Raw genomic sequence first — 17,291 nt, 5'->3', positions numbered from 1 at the left:
GCTCGGGCGTTCTATCGACTGATTCGCGGAGGGTCGTTAACCCCGAGCCACCGCGCGAGCGCTCCCGCGAGGAGCACCACCCCGCCGGTGGGGTGCCCCGCTATTCGAGGTAGCTGACGCGGACCTGGTTCCACTTGCCTTTCTTTTCGAGGTGGTCTTGGAGCGCGTCGGCGTACTCTTGTGTGAGTCGTTCCGCGGCCTCCAGTTTCTCCTGTTCGCCTTTCTTGCCGCCGCCGCCCATCCCGAGCGCGCCCTTGATGGAGTCGACGATGCCGCCGCCGGACGACGAGTCGTTGCCGCCGCCGCCGCCCATCGCGCCCATCTGACTGCGGATGTTGTCGAGTTCGGGGATAATCTGCGGGACCTTCTCGGTGTCGGCGACGATGCGTGCCGCCTCGGGGTCGTCCGCGTTCTCGATTTCGAACTCCGTCGCCGTCATGATGAGCCCCCACTCCTGACTGTTGAACCGGGAGTTCGTCACCTGCTCGTTGAACTCGCGGTCCACCGTCATTCGGTCGCCGACGATGCTGTCGGTCCAATGTGCCATGTGCACACGTCGTCGGCCGGTCGGTATCAGAGTTGCGGGGCAGACCGACCGCGGACGACCGCGACCGACCGACGACCCCGCCCCGACGAGCCGCCGCGAGGCGACCCGTCTCTCACGCGGCTTTAATGCGGTTGGGTGACGACCCCGAGTCATGGAGCGGTACGACCTCCTGTACAGACTGTACGGGAACTTCGACGCGGACGCGGTCCGGGACGCACAGGACTTCGTCGACCTCTTGCCGCCGCTCGGCTCGCCGGTGGCGCTGTCGCACTGGCAGCAGGTCGACGACGAACTCGCGGGGAAGAAAGACCGCATCCGCCGGGCGCTTTCGGACGGCGACCGCTACGCGGAACTCGCCGCGCGTGCGACGCGGGACCAGGCGTTCACCGCCCTCGACCTCTACACGAAGTACGGACGGGCGGTGAACGCGCTCGTCCTCGACGTGGACGAGACGCTGCGCTCTGCGGGCCAGACGGACAACGAGATTCCCCGCGAGGTGCTGCATCTCCTCACGCAGTTCCACGAGCGGGGCGTCCCCATCGTCATCTGTACCGGCCAGACCTTGGAGAACGTCAAGGGCTTCGCCATTCAGGGACTCGGCAACGAACTCGTCCACTCGGGGAACGTGAGCATCGTCTACGAGGCCGGCACCGGCGTCTTCACGCCCGGTCACGGCTCGGACACGAAGCGCCTCCTCTACGAGACGCTCGACGACTCGGTGCAGTCGGTCTTCGAATCGGTCCGCGGACGCGTCATCCGCGACCTCCCCGACGCGCTCCGCGGTGGCGTCCACCTGCAGGGAAACGAGTTCAACGTCACGCTCAAACCGAACTTCGAGACCGGCAGCGACGACGCCGAGGAAGTCATCGACGGCGCGCTCGTCTACCTGCTGGACCTCCTCGGCGAGGCGCTCACCGACGACCCCGCCGGCCCCGACTGGGCGCGGGCGTACTTCGCGGCGCGCGACCCGGAGATACGCGACGTGCTCGACGCCCGCGACGCGCTTCCCGACTCGGACGCGGAATCGGAGATTCCGGACCCCGTCGCACAGACGCTCGAACGCGTGACGGTCGCGTACTACCACGCCGACGCCGCGGAGCTCTCGGCGGTCGACCTGAACAAGGCGGCGGGCGTCCGCGCCGCGCTCGACGTGCTCGGGGTGGACGACCCGTTCGTCCTCGTGATGGGCGATTCGAAGTCCGACCTCGACGTGATGCGGTGGGCAGCAGAAAACGACTGCGGGCTCGCGGCGGCCCCGGAACACTCCTCGCCGGGCGTGCTCGACCACGTCCGCGAGACGGACGAGCTGGTGTTTCCCCGCGGGGACGCCGCGTCGGTGCTCCGGACCGCGTACGCCCTCAATCTCCTAGTCGACTGAGGCTGTCGCGTTGCCACGGTGCCCGGGATTCACACCGTGCACATCCCGATGTCGTCACCCGATCCGTCGCCCGAGTCGCCGCCGTTCGAACCGTCGCCCGAATCGTCGGTGCTGTCGTCGGTCGAGTCGTCCGATGACGAGTCAGTGTCGTCGGTGTTCGAGTCTTCGCCGTTCGAATCATCGGTGTTCGAATCGTCGTCGCCCGAATCGTCGGTGCTGTCGTCGGTCGAGGAATCGTCACTCGAATCGTCCGAAGACGAGTCGTCGGACGAGCCGTCGTCACCGTCACCGCCATCGTCGGTCGAGATGTTGACCGGACTGCCACGCGGTCTGGTCGTCCTCGTCGGCGAGTCGGTGTCGTCGTCGCCGGTCTCGACCGTCTCGAACGTCCCGCTTTCGCTTTCGCTCTCGTTTGCGGTGCCGTCGTCGCCCGAGTCGTCGGCCCCGTCGTCGTCAGCGACGACGGGCTCTTGTTCGGTTCCGGGGTCGGCGTCCTCGGGCGGCGCGTCGTCCGCGTCGGGCTCTGTCACGTCGGCGTCGTCGGCCGGGGCGGGCGTCTCGGGCGTGTTCACCCCGCCGGAGAGGAGCGCGAACACGACGATGACGAGGACGACGACGCCGACGCCGAGCTGGCCGAGATTCATCTGTCCGCCTCCCGAGAGTCGGGGTCGATTCCCCGCAGTGGTACATCCGTGGGGGTCAGAGGCATGGTTCGAACTGTTGTTCGTCTCCCGGGGGTTTCGTTACGACTCGTCTACCGCTCGCCGCCGCCGTGGACCGACGCGCTCCGCGCGGAACCCAGCACCCGCGGTGCTTGCGCGGTCGGAACTCGTCACGGGATGCGAAAATTCGCGTTCCTAACCCGTGTTAATCCGCGAATATCGCGCCGCTCTGAGGGTCTATTTTCGACGGACTCTCTTGGTGAACTGAATGTCCGGAAAGCCTGTGGTTATCGCCCGGATACGCGATGTCGAACGACCTCAAAAGCCAATCTCTCGCGGGGGTCTGACTCGCTTCGGCTCTGTCGTTATCTTCTCGGAGCGCGTACAGTCGTCGAATGACCGCCGCAATCGACAGAATCGTCTCGCGCGTCTCGCGTTGGCCCGGCGTCGAGACCGCGCCGCACCGCTTCGGAGGGACGGCGTTCGTCGTCGCTGGCAGGGAACTCGGTCACGTCCACGACGCCGGCGTCGTCGACCTCGCGCTCACGAAGCGCGTCCGCGACGCGCTCCTCACCGACGGCCTCGCGGACCCGCACCGCGTGGTGCCCGACTCGGCGTGGGTGACCTACCGCGTCAGAAGCGACGCCGACGTGCCGGACGCGATGCGCCTGCTCAGACTCGCGTATCTCTGGCGACTCCTCGCGGTCCGACGCCGCGGAATCGACCTCGACCCCGAGACGAACCCCGACACCGACCTCCGCCGACTCGACCTCCCCGCCGACCTCGACGCACTCGTCAGAGAGGCGTTCCGCGACTCGCTCGACCGGCGCGCACCGGTCTGACTTCGCGTCCCGTTCCCCCGAGATCCGAGCGGAGAGCTGTCCCGGTCGGGAAAACTTTACTAACGTCCGAGTAAACCACTCTTCATGGGTAAGAACTACGCGGACTTACACGACCCGAACGCGGAGTACACGATGCGAGAGCTGTCGGCGGAGACGATGGGCGTGACGGCGAAGCGCGGCGGCGGCCGCGACGTCGAAATCACCGACGTGCAGACGACGATGGTCGACGGCAACTTCCCGTGGACCCTCGTCCGCATCTACACCGACGCGGGCGTCGTCGGCACCGGCGAGGCCTACTGGGGCGCGGGCGTCCCCGAACTCATCGAGCGCATGAAACCGTTCGTCATCGGCGAGAACCCCCTCGACATCGACCGCCTGTACGAGCACCTCGTTCAGAAGATGTCCGGCGAGGGCTCCGTCGAGGGCGTCACCGTCACCGCCATCGCCGGCATCGAAGTCGCGCTCCACGACCTCGCGGGCAAGATTCTCGACATCCCCGCGTACCAGCTTCTCGGCGGGAAGTACCGCGACAAGGTGCGGGTCTACTGCGACTGCCACACCGAGGAGGAGGCCGACCCCGAAGCCTGTGCTGACGAGGCCGAGCGCGTGGTCGACGAACTCGGCTACGACGCGCTGAAGTTCGACCTCGACGTGCCCTCGGGCCACGAGAAGGACCGCGCGAACCGCCACCTGCGCCCCGGCGAGATTCGGCACAAAGCCGAAATCGTCGAGAAGGTGACGGAGCGCGTGAAAGACAAGGCAGACGTGGCGTTCGACTGCCACTGGACGTTCTCGGGCGGGAGCGCCAAGCGACTGGCCGCCGCGCTCGAAGACTACGACGTGTGGTGGCTCGAAGACCCCGTCCCGCCGGAGAACCTCGACGTGCAGGAGGAGGTCACGAAGTCCACGCTCACGCCCATCACGGTCGGTGAGAACCGCTACCGCGTGACGGAGCTTCGCCGCCTCATCGAGAATCAGGCGGTCGACATCGTCGCGCCCGACATGCCGAAGGTCGGCGGGATGCGCGAGACGCAGAAAATCGCGGACGTGGCGAACCAGTACTACGTGCCGGTCGCGATGCACAACGTCTCGTCGCCGGTGGCGACGATGGCCTCCGCGCACGTCGGCACGGCGATTCCGAACTCGCTGGCGGTCGAGTACCACTCCTACGAGCTGGGCTGGTGGGGTGACCTCGTCGAGGAGACGGTCATCGAGGACGGCTACATCGAGATTCCCGAGAAGCCGGGGCTCGGCGTGACGCTGGACATGGACACCGTCGAGGAGCACATGGTCGACGGCGAGACGCTGTTCGACGAGGCGTAAGCCGAAGTCGAATCAGTCGAGTTTCGCTCGACGCGATTCGACGAGGAGTGAAACGACTCACCGAGCCAACAGACGCGTAGCGTCTGTTACGTTCGACGAAGCGTAAGCTTCGGCGAGCCAGCAGCACAGCGTGCTGCGCTGTTCGACGAGGAGTGAAATGACTCGTCGAGCCGGCGAATCTTTGATTCGCCTCGTTCGACGAGGAGTGAAACGACTCACCGAGCCGAACCCGTACTCACGGACCCGCGTTTCCATTTTTCCGAGATTCAACACGGAGCCGTCGGCTCGCTCACTCCTGTTCGACCAGCCGAACGCCACCGGAGGGCCGACAGGCGAACACGTCGGCGTCGGGGCCGACGCGCTCGGGCGCGGCGTCTCGAATCGCGCGCTCGGCTCGGTCGAGCGCGTCGCCATCGACTAACGCGACCGCGCTCCCGCCGAAACCGCCGCCGGTCATCCGCGCGCCGTAGACGCCCGGCGTCTCGGCGGCGAGTTCGACCGCCGCGTCGAGTTCGGGACAGCTCACCTCGTAGTCGTCGCGCAGGCTCTCGTGGGCCGCGAGCATCGCGTCGCCGACGCGGTCGAGGTCGCCGGCGGCGAGCGCGTCGCGGGCGCGACGGACGCGCTCGTTTTCGGTCACGACGTGTCGAACCCGGCGGCGGTGTATCGGCTCCAGCGCGTCGGCGTGGGCGTCGAGGAGGTTGCGGTCCACGTCGCGCAGGGAGTCGAGGTCGCGGTCGGTGTCCTCGCGGAGGGTATCGAGCGCCGCCGCGCACTCGCGGACGCGGTCGTTGTAGCCCGACTCGGTCAGTTCGTGGGAGACGCCGGTGTCGATGACGAGCACGCCGGCGTCGTCGCCGAGGGGGACCGACTCGAACTCGCGGGTTCGGCAGTCGAGAAAGAGCGCCGAGTCGGCCTCGCACAGCGCCGCGGAGAACTGGTCAAGGATGCCGCATTCGACGCCGACACCCTCGCGCTCGGCCTGCCAGCACGCCAGCGCGAGGTCGGCGGCGGGGAGGTCGCGCCCGGAGACTGCGAGAAGCGCGCGGCCGACCGCGAGTTCGAGCGCGGCCGACGAGGAAAGCCCCGCGCCGGTGGGTACGTCGGAGGCGATGGCGAGGTCCGCGCCATCGACCGGGCCATCCTCGCGGAGGACGCGCGCGACCGCGGCGACGTAGGCGGCCCAGCCGCCGGGGTCGTCTTCGGGGGCGAGTTCGGCCGCCTCGTCGAAATCGGCGGCGCGGGCGCGGAGCAGGTCGTCGCTTCGGGTACGGGCCGCGACCGCGACGTGGCGGTCGACGGCCATCGGGAGGCAGAGGCCGTCGTTGTAGTCGGTGTGGCCGCCGACGAGGTTCACGCGGCCGGGGGCGACGGCGACCGTCGGGGTCGTCGTCGACCGCGAACGCTGACTCGGGGCGTCGCCGTCGGCTCCGAGCGCCGCGAGCGCGGCTTTCGCGCGCTCGACCGGGGCTCCGGCGGCCGTATCGTCGTCGCCGTCGCCGGTCATTCGTGGCCGTCTCCGCGTTCTCCGTGGTTCGCCGTGGCTTCGTCGGCCGCACCCGCGTCGCCGCCGAGCCGGCGGGCTATCTCTCGGCCCAGTTCGCGCGGGTTCGCCTCGGTCACGCGGAGGTCGTCGTCGACGGCGACCCGGCCGGGAGAGAGCACGTCCGCGCAGATGCCGCCGCGGGACTCGCGGAGCGCCTCGCCCACGTCGTCGTCGCCGACGAGGTCCGCGAGGTGCGCGCACGGCGGCCTGAGCTTCGTTCCGCGGAGTTCCGCCCCGCCGAGTTCGAACGTCGCGTCGAGCAGGGCGTCGAGGTCGACGCCGCGGACGACGACGTTCCGGCGGTGCTGGCCGTCAGCGAGGTCGAGGCCGTACTCGCGGGCCGCGTCGTCCAGCACCGCGGCGTCGACGAGCGTCACCTGACAGCCGTCGGTCGCCGAGTAGAAGCCGTCGCCGTCGAAGTAGCGGTCGCCTTCGATGCCGCCTCGCGCGACCGAGACGGCCTCGTGGGAGACCATCGGCTCACCCTTCGACGGCGCGGTGTAGAGCGCCTCGACGCGCCCGCGAACCTCGGAAGTCATACCATCGGCTACCACTCGGGGACACGAATAGATTGGGTCGGCGGTGCGGGGCTGGGCTGGGCGGTGCGGGGCAGTGCGGGCCGGGCGTCGCGGCGTCGACTCAGCAGAGCGGCTTCGGGTCGACGCCGAGTTCGGCGAGGCCGTCGGCGTAGTCGTCGTACGCCAGTTGGACGACGTACTCTGCGACCATCCGGGCGCGCTCCCAGTCGTCGTCGGTCGCACAGCGGTCGGCCAAGAGGTCGAGGCCGGTCGCAAGCGTCTCTTCGGTCTCGGCTTTCAGGTCGCGAAAGAGGTCGGCACGGGGTTCGTCCGCCTCGTTGACGAAGAAGCCGATGACCTGGGTGTGGGTCCGAATCGAGACGAGGCCGCGGCCGACCATGCCGGCGGCGACCCGCTCGATAGCGTCCTCGCGACCGCGGAGGTACGCGTGCATCACGCCGGGTTCGTCGGGAAGGTCGACCGCCTCGTCGAGCGCGCCGAGGACGCGGTCGAGGTGCTCGGCTTCCTGCGCCGCGGCGGCCTCGAACGCGGCGCTCGCTTCCTCGTCCGTCTCGTCTTCGGCCCACGCCGCGAACGTCCCGCGGGCCGCGTGCTCGGAGTACGCGGCGGCGCGGAGCACCGCCGGCTCGGAGAGGTCCGCCTCGGTCAGCGCCAACAGGAGCTTCGACGAGCCGAGCCGGTCGAGTTGGGTTCGCTTCGCCGTCTCGACTGACTCGCGGAACGAATCGGCGTCCATACCGCCTCTCGGTCCGCCAGCGACGTGAACGTTCGGTCCGGCCCACGAGAACGAGATTCTCACGGTTATCCCTCTCTCCCCGCTCTATCATTCGTGATACTCCGCGGAGAGGGTTGAAATACCGGTGTCTGTTGAGAGAGGTATATGACAGACTCCTCGGGGCAAGTCGACGCCAACGCGCGAGCTCGCGTCGACGGAGACGCGCTGCTCTCGCAGTTGGATATCGACGCGGCGGAAATCGACCGCCGGAAATCGTTCGTTCGCCTCTCGGACGCGGACGAGCGCCGCCTGAGCGACCTCGAACCGCTCTTGGACGAGTTCGCGGACGAGTTCGCGGCGGAGTTCTACGACCACCTCGGCGAGCACGCGACGACGAAGTTCTTCGGTCGCTCGACGAAGACCACGGAAATGCTGCGGGCCGACCAGGCGACCTACCTCCGCGAACTCGGTCGCGGCGAGTACGGCGAGGACTACTTCGCGAAGCGGGCGCGTATCGGGAAGCTACACGATATGATAGACCTCGGGCCGAAGTTCTATCTCGGCGCGTATTCGGTCTACTACGAGGGCATTCTCGGTGCCGTCGCGGACGAAGTGAAAGCGGAGTTCACCGGCGGCGACACGGTCGGGAGCGACACTGACACCGAGTTCGAAGGCGACGCGGCCGGCGATACCGACGCCGACAGCGGCCTGCTCTCGGGACTTCTCGGCGGCGCGTCCGGCGTTTCGAGCGGCCTCCGCGGCGGCGACGACCGGGTCGAAGCCGCCGTCGACGAGGTCGTCGAGCGCTTCCTCCCCGTGTTGAAGCTCCTGTCGCTCGACCAGCAGGTGGCGATGGAGACGTACATCCACTCGTACAGTCAGGCGGCGCGCGAGGCCGCCGAGCGTCGGCGCGCCCTCGCACACGAGGTCGAAGCCGATGTGAGCGACCCCGTCGAGTCGCTCCTGCGGAGTTCCGAGGAGGTCACCGAGCGGACCGACGACATCGAGACCACGGCGCGGGCGCAGGCCGACGACATGGCGACGGTCGCCGCCGAAGTGTCGGAGCTAAGCGCGACCGTCGAGGAGATTGCGGCGACCGCGGAGGAGGTCGAGCGGACCAGCGCCGACGCCGCAACGCGCGCAGCCGAGGGCGAAGACGCGGCCGACGAGGCCATCGACGTGATGCGCGACGTGAGCGAGGCCGCGGAGACGGCTTCGGAGGACGTCCAGCAACTGCACGACCAAATCGCGGAGATAGACGAGGTGCTCGACGCCATCAACGACATCGCGGAGCAGACGAACCTGCTCGCGCTCAACGCCTCCATCGAGGCCGCCCGCGCCGGCGACGCGGGCGAGGGCTTCGCCGTCGTCGCCAGCGAGGTGAAGAATCTCGCCGAGGAGTCGCAGGCCCGCGCCGCCGAGGTCGAAGGCACGGTGGGCGACATCCAGTCCGAGGCGCAGGAGACCATCGACAGCCTCTCGCAGACGACCGAGCGACTCTACGACGGCATCGACCGCGGCGAGGACGTGATGCGGAGCCTCTCGGATATCTCGGCGGCGGTCGAACAGGCCACCGTCGGCGTCGGCGAAGTCGCCTCGGCGACCGACGACCAGGCCGAAAGCGCCGAGCAGATTGCCGGCATGGTCGACGACGCGACGGAGCGCGCGACCACCGTGTCGGACCAAATCGGCGAAATCGCAGACGCGAACCGCTCGCAGACCGAGCAGGTGCTTTCGATTCGCGACGCGGCCGAACGCCTCGGCGGCGAGACGGGCGACGCCACCGGACCGAACACACCCCCGGAGACGGGAGCCGGCAACGCGGCCGCCGGCGGCGTCGACGGCCCACCGGAGGGCGTCCTCGACGACTTCGATTTCGACGAACCGCCCTCGAACCGCCTGAGCAACGACGGCGGAACGACCGAGTAGCGCGGGCCGCTGCACGGGCCGCTGTTCTCTTTTCGACCCGCGGAGCGTTCTTCCGCCCGGCGCGCGTATCGTGTGCGTATGACTCCCGAGGAACTGGCGACTCGACTCGCCCGCGGCGACCCCACGACGGTGCTCGACGTGCGAGACCGCGACGAGTTCGCGGCGTGGCGCGTCGACGGCGCGGCCGTGACCGCGACCCAGATTCCGGCGATTCGCTTCACGCAGGCCGAGATTCGCGGGACGGTCGACGAACTCGCCGCCGAGTTCCGAGACGCCCCCTCGCCGGTGGTCGTCGTCTGCGCGGAGGGTCGGTCGAGCGCGCACGTCGCCGGCCTGCTCTCCGAGGCCGGCGTCCCCGCCGAGAACCTCGAAACCGGTATGGACGGCTGGGCGCGCGTCTACCGCGCCCGCGACCTCCCCGTCGGAGACGCGGACGGGGACAGGGACGCGACGGTGCTCCAGTACGACCGCCCCTCCAGCGGCTGTCTCGCCTATCTGGTCGTCGCCGGCGACGAGGCCGTGGTCGTTGACCCGCTTCGGGCGTTCGCGGACCGATACGTCGCAGACGCCCGCGAGCGCGGCGCGGAGGTCGTCGCCGCCGTCGACACGCACGTCCACGCCGACCACGTCAGCGGCGTCAGAGCGGTCGCGGAGCGCACCGACGCGACGCCCGTCCTCCCGGCGGGCGCGGCCGACCGCGGCCTCGACTTCGACGCGCGACTCGTCGCGGACGGCGAGACCATCGGCGTCGGCGGCGCGGAACTCGTCGCCGTCCACGCGCCGGGGCACACGACCGAGATGACCGCGTTCCGCCTCGGAGACCTGCTCGTTGCGGGCGACAGCCTCTTTTTAGCGAGCGTCGCCCGCCCGGACCTCGAAGACGGCGACGAGGGCGCGCCCGACGCCGCGAGACGGCTCCACGCGACGCTCACCGAGCGGTACGGCGAGTTCGCGGACGACACGCTGGTCGCGCCCGCCCACTACGGCCCGCGGACGCTCCCGGACGAACCCGGCGCGTACGTCGCGGAACTCGGGGTGCTCCGCGAGCGGCTCGGGGCGCTCTCGATGGACGAGGCGGCGTTCGTCTCGTTCGTCTGCTCGGATATGCCGCCGCGGCCGGCCAACTACGAGCGCATCATCGAGACGAATCTCGGTCGGGACTCGCTGACCGACGAGGAGGCGTTCGAAGTCGAGTTGGGGCCGAACAACTGCGCGGCGACGAGCGAGGCGTGAGGCGCGGTCCGCGGGCAGATTGCGGGTCGAGCGAATACGTCGGGCCAGCGCGTCGGCTCGGCGGCGCGATGCGGAACTGAGAACGTGGGTCGGCGGCCGCAGGGCCGCCCCCGGAGAGTACCCGTCGTCAGTCGTCGTCAGCGGCGGTGCCGGCGGCCGCGGCGTCGTCCTCGATGCTCGGCGGGTAGACGCCGCGGTCGAGTTTGAGGTCGCTCTGCGGGCGGGCCATGCAGGTGAGCGCGAAGCGCTCTGCCTCCTCCTCGGTCAGCCCGCGGGCGGCGGGCTGGGTGACGTCGCCTTCGAGAATCTCGGCGGAGCAGGCGAGGCACATCCCGACCCGGCAGGAGTACTCCTGTGCGATGCCCTCCTCGATGCAGGCCTTGAGAATGGTCTGCTTGTCGGAGACGGTGATGGTCTCGCCCGTGCCGACGAACTCGACGGTGTACTCGGTCATACCGCGGCGTATGCGCGACCGCACCAAAACTGTTTATCAAAGCCGCGGCGACCCCGTCACCGACCGCGCCGGCCGAGGCTGTGTCTGGACTCCCCGAAACTGTCGGCCTACTCCTCGGCGTCCGTCGCTTCGTCCGCGGCGTCCGCCTCGTTTTCTTCGTCGTCGCCCAGTCGGATGGTCAACACCGGAACCGGCGAGGTGCGGACGACGCGCTCGGTGACGCTCCCGAGCAGGTAGTGGCTCAGGCCCGTGCGCCCGTGGGTACCCATGACGACGAGGTCGATGTCGTGGCCGTCGATGTACTCCCGGATGGAGCGGTAGGCGGTTCCGGTGACGACCTCCGCCTGCACGTCGATGCCGGCTTCCTCGGCGGCTTCGCGGACGTGTCGGGTCGCGGCGTCGCCCTCCCGTTCGAGGGCGTCGATGACCACGTCCGCGCCGGCGTCGAGCGAGGTGTAGATGCTGGTATCGACGACGTACAGCGCGTGAATCCGCGCGTCGTAGGTCTCTGCGAGGTCGAGCGCGTGGTCGATGGCGCGTTCGGCGGCCTTGCTGCCGTCGGTCGGGACGAGGATTTCGCGGTACATGACAAATTATACTTAGTTCGGAACGGGGTTAATACTACTCCTCGTTCCCGTCGTCTCGGAACGACAGAATGGCTTCCTCGCACGCTCGCAGGCCGTCGATTCGCTCGGTCTCGTCGTCGAGTGCGACCGTCTCGACGACCGACCAGCCGGCGTCGTCCTCGTGGGCGATAGCCTTGACCCATCCCTCGGTGGCGACGAGCAGGCTGCGGGCGGGGCCGTCGTCCTCGACGGCGACGACGAGGTCGAACGCGTCGGCGCGGTTCAAAGACGTGAGTTCCTGCGGTTCGAGCGGGCGAGCGGGCAGCGACTCGATGAGCGACATATCCGAGTGCTACCGGTCGGCGGGGATGACGCTTTCGAAGGGGCGGACCGGCGGCCGTCCAAGTCGTAACCTTTCTGCCGTCCGGCGCGCCACGTCATCCCATGATTCCCTCCCGCGTCGGGCGGCGACCCGACCGAACGACGCTCGCCGTCGTCGCGCTCGCCGCCGCGGCGCTCGTCGTCCGCCTCGTCGGACTCGGCGACCGGCCGCTCCACTGGGACGAGGCCCGCGTCGGCTACTGGAGCCTCCGGTCGCTCGAAACCGGCTTCTTCTCGTACCGCCCCGTCGCCGGCGGCCCGCTCGTCTATCACCTCTCGCGGCCGTCGCTCGCCCTCTTCGGCGCGACAGACTTCGCGCTCCGCCTCCCCTTCGCGCTGTTCGGCGCGGCCCTCCCGCTCGCGGCGCTCCTCTTCCGCGGCCGCCTCGCCGCCGACGAGACCGTCGGGTTCGCGGCCGTCCTCGCGGCGAACCCGATTCTCGTCTACTACGGCCGGTTCGCCCGCGGCGACGTGCTCGCGGTCGGCTTCGCGCTCGTCGCCTTCGGCTTCGCGGTCCGTCTCGTCGACGGCGCGGGGCGGCGCAACGCCTACGGACTCGCCGCGGCTCTGGCGCTCGCCGTCGCCTCGTCGGGACTCGGCGTCGTCGCCCTCTGCTGTCTCGGCGTCGCCGGACTCCTCGTGTTCGACCACGCGGCGCTCCTCCCGTCGGCGCGCCCGGCCGCGATGCGCCTCGGTGAGTACGCCGCCCGAGTCCGCGGCGCGGCGACCCCCGTGGCTCGCGCGCTCCTCGTCTTCGTCGCCGTCTACGTCGTCGCGTTCGCGCCGCGGGCGGGCGACACCGACGGCGCGGGCCTCTACACGCCGGGGACGGTGCTCGGCGCAGTCGACGCGGCGCTGTTCGACTCGGTCCGGCGGTTCGTCGGCGTCCGCGTCGTCGACCGCTACCCCGACGGGACCCACGAGTACCTCCCCTACCTCGGCGACCTCCTCGGAACGCTCGCGTTGGCGGCGCTTCCGGTCGTCGTCCTCGGCGCGGCGGTGTTCCTCGTCGACCGCTACACGGCCGGCGGGCCGCGCTCGGAGGTGTCGGCGGCGGTGTACTGGGCCGGCGCGTCGCTCGTGTTCGTCCCCATGCTGACTGAGGTGTCCGCGCCGTGGCTCGGCGTCTACGTCGTCGTCCCGCTCGCGCTCCCGGCGGGCGTCGGCCTCGCGGCGCTCGTCCGCTGGGGGCGGCGCGCCTTCGACTCGCGGGACGCGCCCCGCGTCGCGGCCGCGGTCATCGTCCTGCTCGCGCTCGTCGTCCAGACCGGCGCGGTGGCGTCGAGCGAGGTGTACGGCCCGAGCGACCGCGACGCCGAACTCGCGCAGTTCGCCCAGCCGTCGGCGGAGTTCTCGTCGTTCCGCGACAACCTCTCTGCGTGGGTCGGTTCGACCGACGACGAGGGGCCGGACGTGCTCTACTACGGGAGTTCGATGTACGTCGCCGACGGCGCCGCCGACTACCCGCCGGTGCCCGAGTCGTGGGGCGAGCGACTCCCGATGGCGTGGTACGTCGAGCGTCTCGGGGCCGACGCCGCGTCGGCGGCGACACCGGAAGCGCTCGAATCGCGGTCGTCGATGCCGCCGGTGGTCATCGCGCCCGCCGACGAGCGCGGGACGGTCGCGCCGCTGCTCGACGGCTACGTCGCACACCAGTACGACAGCGGCCTCTGGGGGCGGTCGGTCGTGGTGTTCGTGAAAAACTGAGTGTCGCGGGCGGTCTCAATCGGTGGTGACGGCGAGCCGGGTCGCGGGTCGGGTCGGCGGACCGACGCTCAGCGGAAGCCCATCGCTTCGATCTGTTCTTGGTAGCGGTTCCGGATGGTGACTTCCGTCACCTGCGCCACGTCCGCGACCTCGCGTTGGGTCTTCTTTTCGTTGCAGAGAAGCGACGCGGCGTAGATGGCGGCGGCGGCGAAGCCGGTCGGCGACTTGCCCGACAGCAGGCCCTGCTCGGCGGACACGTCGATGATTTCGGTCGCCTTCGCCTGGACCTCCTCGGAGAGGTCGAGCGCGGAGGCGAACCGCGGGACGAACTGCTTGGGGTCGACGGGCTTGAGTTCGAGGCCGAGTTCCTGGGAGATGTAGCGGTACGTGCGCCCGATTTCCTTCTGCGGGACGCGCGACACTTCCGCGACCTCGTCGAGCGAGCGCGGGATGCCTTCCTGACGGCAAGCGGCGTACAGTGCCGAGGTGGCGACGCCCTCGATGGAGCGGCCGCGAATCAGGTCCTCGTTGAGCGCGCGTCGATAGATGACCGAGGCGACTTCCCGGACCGACCGGGGGACGCCGAGCGCCGACGCCATGCGGTCGATTTCGCTGAGGGCGAACTGGAGGTTGCGCTCGCCGGCGTCCTTGGTCCGGATGCGCTCTTGCCACTTGCGCAGGCGGTGCATCTGCGAGCGTTTCTCGGAGGAAAGCGAGCGACCGTAGGCGTCTTTGTCCTTCCAGTCGATGGTCGTCGTCAGCCCCCGGTCGTGCATCGTTTCGGTGATGGGCGCACCGACGCGCGACTTCGACTGCCGCTCGGAGTGGTTGAACGCCCGCCACTCCGGACCGCGGTCAATCTGTCGCTCGTCGAGGACGAGTCCGCAGTCGTCACACACCAGCTCCCCCTGGTCTGCGTCCGTGACGATCTGGTCAGAGCCGCACTCCGGACAGTTGACTTGCTCGTCCTCTTGTGCCGTTGCCTCCTCCTCTCGTTGACGCTGCCGGCTCGGACGTTCCATTAAAAGGTTTCTGGTGGAGCGTGAATTTAAACCTTTGTAACAGAAATGTGATACAGGCCGCAGTCTGCCGATTCGCCGCGTTCGGGCTCGGGCAATCGGGACGCACCTACTTATACAGTTCCCTGACTAACGGTGAATCGAATGGTCAGACGTGCTACCGCGACACTCGTTGTCGTCGCGCTCGCGGTCCTCGCGGGCTGTCTCGGTGGGGGCGGCGCGGGCGCGACGCCGACGGCCGAACCGACCGCGACGGAGACGGCGGCGACGACATCGCAGTCGGGGTCGCCGGCGACCGCGGCCGCCGCGGGCGACGTGACAGTCGAGGTGGTCGAGGTGGTCGACGGCGACACCGTCAAGGTCGTCATGCCCGACGGCGCGCGCGAGACGGTGCGACTCCTCGGCGTCGACACGCCGGAGGTCCACGCCGAGAACACGCCCGACGAGTTCGAGGGCGTCCCCGAGACGGAGGCCGGGCGGACCTGCCTCCGGGCGGCCGGCGAGGACGCGAGCGCCTACGCGAAATCCCGGCTCGCCGACCGGACCGTCGAACTCCGGTACGACGAGAAGGCGGGCGAGCGCGGCTACTACGGCCGAATCCTCGCGTACGTCGTCGTCGACGGCGCGGAGTTCAACTACGACCTCATCACCGAGGGCCACGCCCGGCTCTACGAGAGTTCGTTCGAGGAGCGCGAGCGCTACGAGCGCGCCGAGCGCGACGCCAGAGAGCGCGGGGTCGGCCTCTGGTCCTGCGCGACCGAGGGCGCGGCCGCGGGCGGCGCGGACGCGACCACCGACGACGGCCTTTCGGTTTCGGTCGTCGCCGACGCGCCGGGCAACGACAACGACAACCTGAACGAGGAGTACGTCACGCTCAGGAACGACGGCGACGCCGCCGTCGACCTCTCGGGGTGGACCATCTCCGACGCGGCGGGAGCGACCTACACGTTCGCCGGGGGAACCGAACTCGACCCCGGCGCGTCGCTGACGCTCCACACGGGGTCGGGAACCGACGCGGAAGGCGATGTCTACTGGGGCCGCGGCGGCGCGGTGTGGAACAACGGCGGCGACACGGTCACGGTTCGGGACGCCACCGGCGACGAAGTGCTCGCGTACACGTACGAGTAGCCACCTAGGTAGAACCTCGTGGAGGCGAGCAGAACCGCCCGCGCGGCGTCAAGGGGAATGGGGGTGGAGCGTGCTCCCCCCAACGGCAGTACGACATCTTCCATCATTAGTCTCTAGGTTGTCACGTTCGCGGGAATATCCGTGGGCAACCGGCGAATCCACTCTGTTGAATTACCACTGCACATTTACAAAGATATATACATAACTAGAGAAAATGTGTGTGCAACATGAGCACGCTCGAAACCTCGTCCGTCGAGGCCGCCGTCGCCGCCAGTCGTCCCGCCGACCTGACTCCCGTCGTCCTCGCCGCGTCGTGTCTGGAGTCGACCGCTCCCTCGCACCTCCGCGACCTGAAGGCCGGGCTCGCCGAGGAGGGCTACCTCCCGGCCGAACTCACCGTCGAAGCCCGCTTCTGCGAGGACGACCCCCTCGCGGTGCAGTCGGAGTCCGACCGCCTCCGCGAGTACGTCCGCGCCGCCGCGTTCCTCGGCGTCGGGCGCGTCGCCGTCGACGTCGCGGAGTGCTGTCGCCCCGACGACGCCGAGTCGGCGCTCGCGGCGCTGGGCGAGCGCGCCCGGCGCGAGGGTGTCGCTTTTGAGCTTCGAGGTTCCATCGACGGCTGATGGCAACTAAGGCCGCGCTGGAGGCGCAGTTGGCGGTGGTCGCCGGCTTCGAGAACCCGAAGGTCTCGCTCGAACAGTACCCGACGCCGCCGGACCTCGCCGCGCACCTCGTCCACCTCGCGGACCTCCGCGGCGACATCGAGGGCGCGACGGTGCTCGATTTGGGCTCCGGGACCGGGATGCTCGGACTCGGCGCGGCGCTCCGGTCGCCCGCCCGCGTCGTCGGCGTCGAACTCGACGACGACGCGCTCGCCACCGCGACTGACAACGCCCGCCGGGTCGGCGCGAGCGCCCCCATCGACTGGATTCGCGCCGACGCCGCCCGCCTGCCGCTCTGTCTCCCCGACGACCGGCAGGTCACGGTGCTCATGAACCCGCCGTTCGGCGCGCAGCGTGGCAACGAACACGCCGACCGCGCCTTCCTCGACTCGGTCGCGTCGGTCGCCGACGTGTCCTATTCGGTCCACAACGAGGGGAGCAAGGAGTTCGTCGAGTCGTTCGTCGCCGACGCCGGCGGCGACCTCACCGACGCCTTCCGGGCGACGTTCGACCTCGACCGCCAGTTCGACTTCCACGACGAGGACCGCCGACAGCTCGACGCCGAAGTGTTCAGAATCGAGTGGTGAGCCGGCGGTCGCACCGCCGACAACTCACCGCGCGAACCGCCCGCCGACACCGCACGAATCGCCCGCCGACCGC

The 17,291-nt window shown here is 69.5% G+C and carries 18 protein-coding genes; 9 read left to right on the top strand and 9 right to left on the bottom strand.

All coding sequences use genetic code 11. From position 1 onward, the window contains the following. Positions 1-100 precede the first annotated feature (100 nt). The gene (locus tag C458_RS06630; RefSeq protein WP_008574255.1) at positions 101-547 is read right to left on the bottom strand and encodes a DUF5799 family protein; all 447 of its coding nucleotides are present in this window, start codon (positions 545-547) and stop codon (positions 101-103) included. A gap of 151 nt (positions 548-698) precedes the next feature. Between C458_RS06630 and C458_RS06625 the strand changes: the two genes are divergently transcribed. Further along, positions 699-1,925: an HAD family hydrolase gene (locus tag C458_RS06625; protein ID WP_008574254.1), complete on the top strand. Its 1,227-nt coding sequence runs from the start codon at positions 699-701 to the stop codon at positions 1,923-1,925. Positions 1,926-1,954: 29 nt separating this feature from the next. Here C458_RS06625 and C458_RS06620 read toward each other — a convergent pair whose 3' ends face one another. Then, positions 1,955-2,569, bottom strand: a complete 615-nt coding sequence (locus tag C458_RS06620) for a hypothetical protein (RefSeq protein ID WP_008574253.1) — start codon at positions 2,567-2,569, stop codon at positions 1,955-1,957. Between the two features lie 413 nt (positions 2,570-2,982). Between C458_RS06620 and C458_RS06615 the strand changes: the two genes are divergently transcribed. Beyond that, positions 2,983-3,429, top strand: a complete 447-nt coding sequence (locus tag C458_RS06615; protein WP_008574252.1) for a luciferase family protein — start codon at positions 2,983-2,985, stop codon at positions 3,427-3,429. 84 nt (positions 3,430-3,513) lie between these two features. Then, the gene (locus tag C458_RS06610) at positions 3,514-4,752 is read left to right on the top strand and encodes a mandelate racemase/muconate lactonizing enzyme family protein (RefSeq protein WP_008574251.1); all 1,239 of its coding nucleotides are present in this window, start codon (positions 3,514-3,516) and stop codon (positions 4,750-4,752) included. Between the two features lie 289 nt (positions 4,753-5,041). Here the strand turns inward: C458_RS06610 and galK are convergent, their stop codons facing one another. The 3 genes from galK to C458_RS06595 form a co-directional block, all read right to left on the bottom strand. Further along, complete coding sequence (gene galK / locus C458_RS06605) at positions 5,042-6,259, bottom strand: galactokinase (protein ID WP_008574250.1); 1,218 nt, start codon at positions 6,257-6,259, stop codon at positions 5,042-5,044. Further along, the gene (locus C458_RS06600; RefSeq protein WP_008574249.1) at positions 6,256-6,837 is read right to left on the bottom strand and encodes an MOSC domain-containing protein; all 582 of its coding nucleotides are present in this window, start codon (positions 6,835-6,837) and stop codon (positions 6,256-6,258) included. The genes galK and C458_RS06600 overlap by 4 nt, the downstream gene beginning before the upstream one ends. Before the next feature lie 100 nt (positions 6,838-6,937). After that, positions 6,938-7,573, bottom strand: coding sequence for a hypothetical protein (locus C458_RS06595; protein ID WP_004063320.1), 636 nt, complete (start codon positions 7,571-7,573; stop codon positions 6,938-6,940). A gap of 144 nt (positions 7,574-7,717) precedes the next feature. Between C458_RS06595 and C458_RS06590 the strand changes: the two genes are divergently transcribed. Then, positions 7,718-9,481 (top strand): globin-coupled sensor protein, encoded by a 1,764-nt coding sequence (locus C458_RS06590; RefSeq protein ID WP_008574248.1) that lies wholly within the window; start codon positions 7,718-7,720, stop codon positions 9,479-9,481. 78 nt (positions 9,482-9,559) lie between these two features. After that, positions 9,560-10,714, top strand: a complete 1,155-nt coding sequence (locus C458_RS06585; RefSeq protein WP_008574246.1) for an MBL fold metallo-hydrolase — start codon at positions 9,560-9,562, stop codon at positions 10,712-10,714. Positions 10,715-10,841: 127 nt separating this feature from the next. Here the strand turns inward: C458_RS06585 and C458_RS06580 are convergent, their stop codons facing one another. From C458_RS06580 to C458_RS06570, 3 genes are all read right to left on the bottom strand, one after another. Continuing rightward, positions 10,842-11,168, bottom strand: coding sequence for a 2Fe-2S iron-sulfur cluster-binding protein (locus C458_RS06580; protein ID WP_004043453.1), 327 nt, complete (start codon positions 11,166-11,168; stop codon positions 10,842-10,844). Positions 11,169-11,275: 107 nt separating this feature from the next. Then, complete coding sequence (locus C458_RS06575; RefSeq protein ID WP_008574243.1) at positions 11,276-11,755, bottom strand: universal stress protein; 480 nt, start codon at positions 11,753-11,755, stop codon at positions 11,276-11,278. 34 nt (positions 11,756-11,789) lie between these two features. Further along, entirely contained in the window at positions 11,790-12,077 is a 288-nt protein-coding gene (locus tag C458_RS06570; protein ID WP_008574241.1) for a hypothetical protein, read from the bottom strand. Between the two features lie 101 nt (positions 12,078-12,178). Here C458_RS06570 and C458_RS06565 point away from each other — a divergent pair, with 101 nt between their 5' ends. After that, on the top strand, positions 12,179-13,822 hold the full coding sequence (locus C458_RS06565; protein ID WP_008574239.1) for a flippase activity-associated protein Agl23: 1,644 nt from the start codon (positions 12,179-12,181) through the stop codon (positions 13,820-13,822). Between the two features lie 68 nt (positions 13,823-13,890). Here the strand turns inward: C458_RS06565 and C458_RS06560 are convergent, their stop codons facing one another. After that, entirely contained in the window at positions 13,891-14,844 is a 954-nt protein-coding gene (locus C458_RS06560) for a transcription initiation factor IIB family protein (RefSeq protein WP_004043457.1), read from the bottom strand. A 141-nt stretch (positions 14,845-14,985) separates the two neighbouring features. On the opposite strand from C458_RS06560, the gene C458_RS06555 reads away from it, so the two are divergent. The 3 genes from C458_RS06555 to C458_RS06545 all read left to right on the top strand — a co-directional run bounded on the left by C458_RS06555 (position 14,986) and on the right by C458_RS06545 (position 17,218). Next, the gene (locus C458_RS06555; RefSeq protein ID WP_008574238.1) at positions 14,986-15,969 is read left to right on the top strand and encodes a lamin tail domain-containing protein; all 984 of its coding nucleotides are present in this window, start codon (positions 14,986-14,988) and stop codon (positions 15,967-15,969) included. 227 nt (positions 15,970-16,196) lie between these two features. After that, on the top strand, positions 16,197-16,592 hold the full coding sequence (locus C458_RS06550; protein ID WP_008574237.1) for a hypothetical protein: 396 nt from the start codon (positions 16,197-16,199) through the stop codon (positions 16,590-16,592). Then, positions 16,592-17,218 (top strand): METTL5 family protein, encoded by a 627-nt coding sequence (locus C458_RS06545; RefSeq protein ID WP_008574236.1) that lies wholly within the window; start codon positions 16,592-16,594, stop codon positions 17,216-17,218. The genes C458_RS06550 and C458_RS06545 overlap by 1 nt, the downstream gene beginning before the upstream one ends. Positions 17,219-17,291 lie beyond the last annotated feature (73 nt).

Origin of the sequence: Haloferax sp. ATCC BAA-644, assembly GCF_000336975.1 — an archaeon.
Classification (GTDB): Archaea; Halobacteriota; Halobacteria; order Halobacteriales; family Haloferacaceae; genus Haloferax; species Haloferax volcanii.
This window is presented reverse-complemented; position numbering and strand designations above follow the sequence as displayed.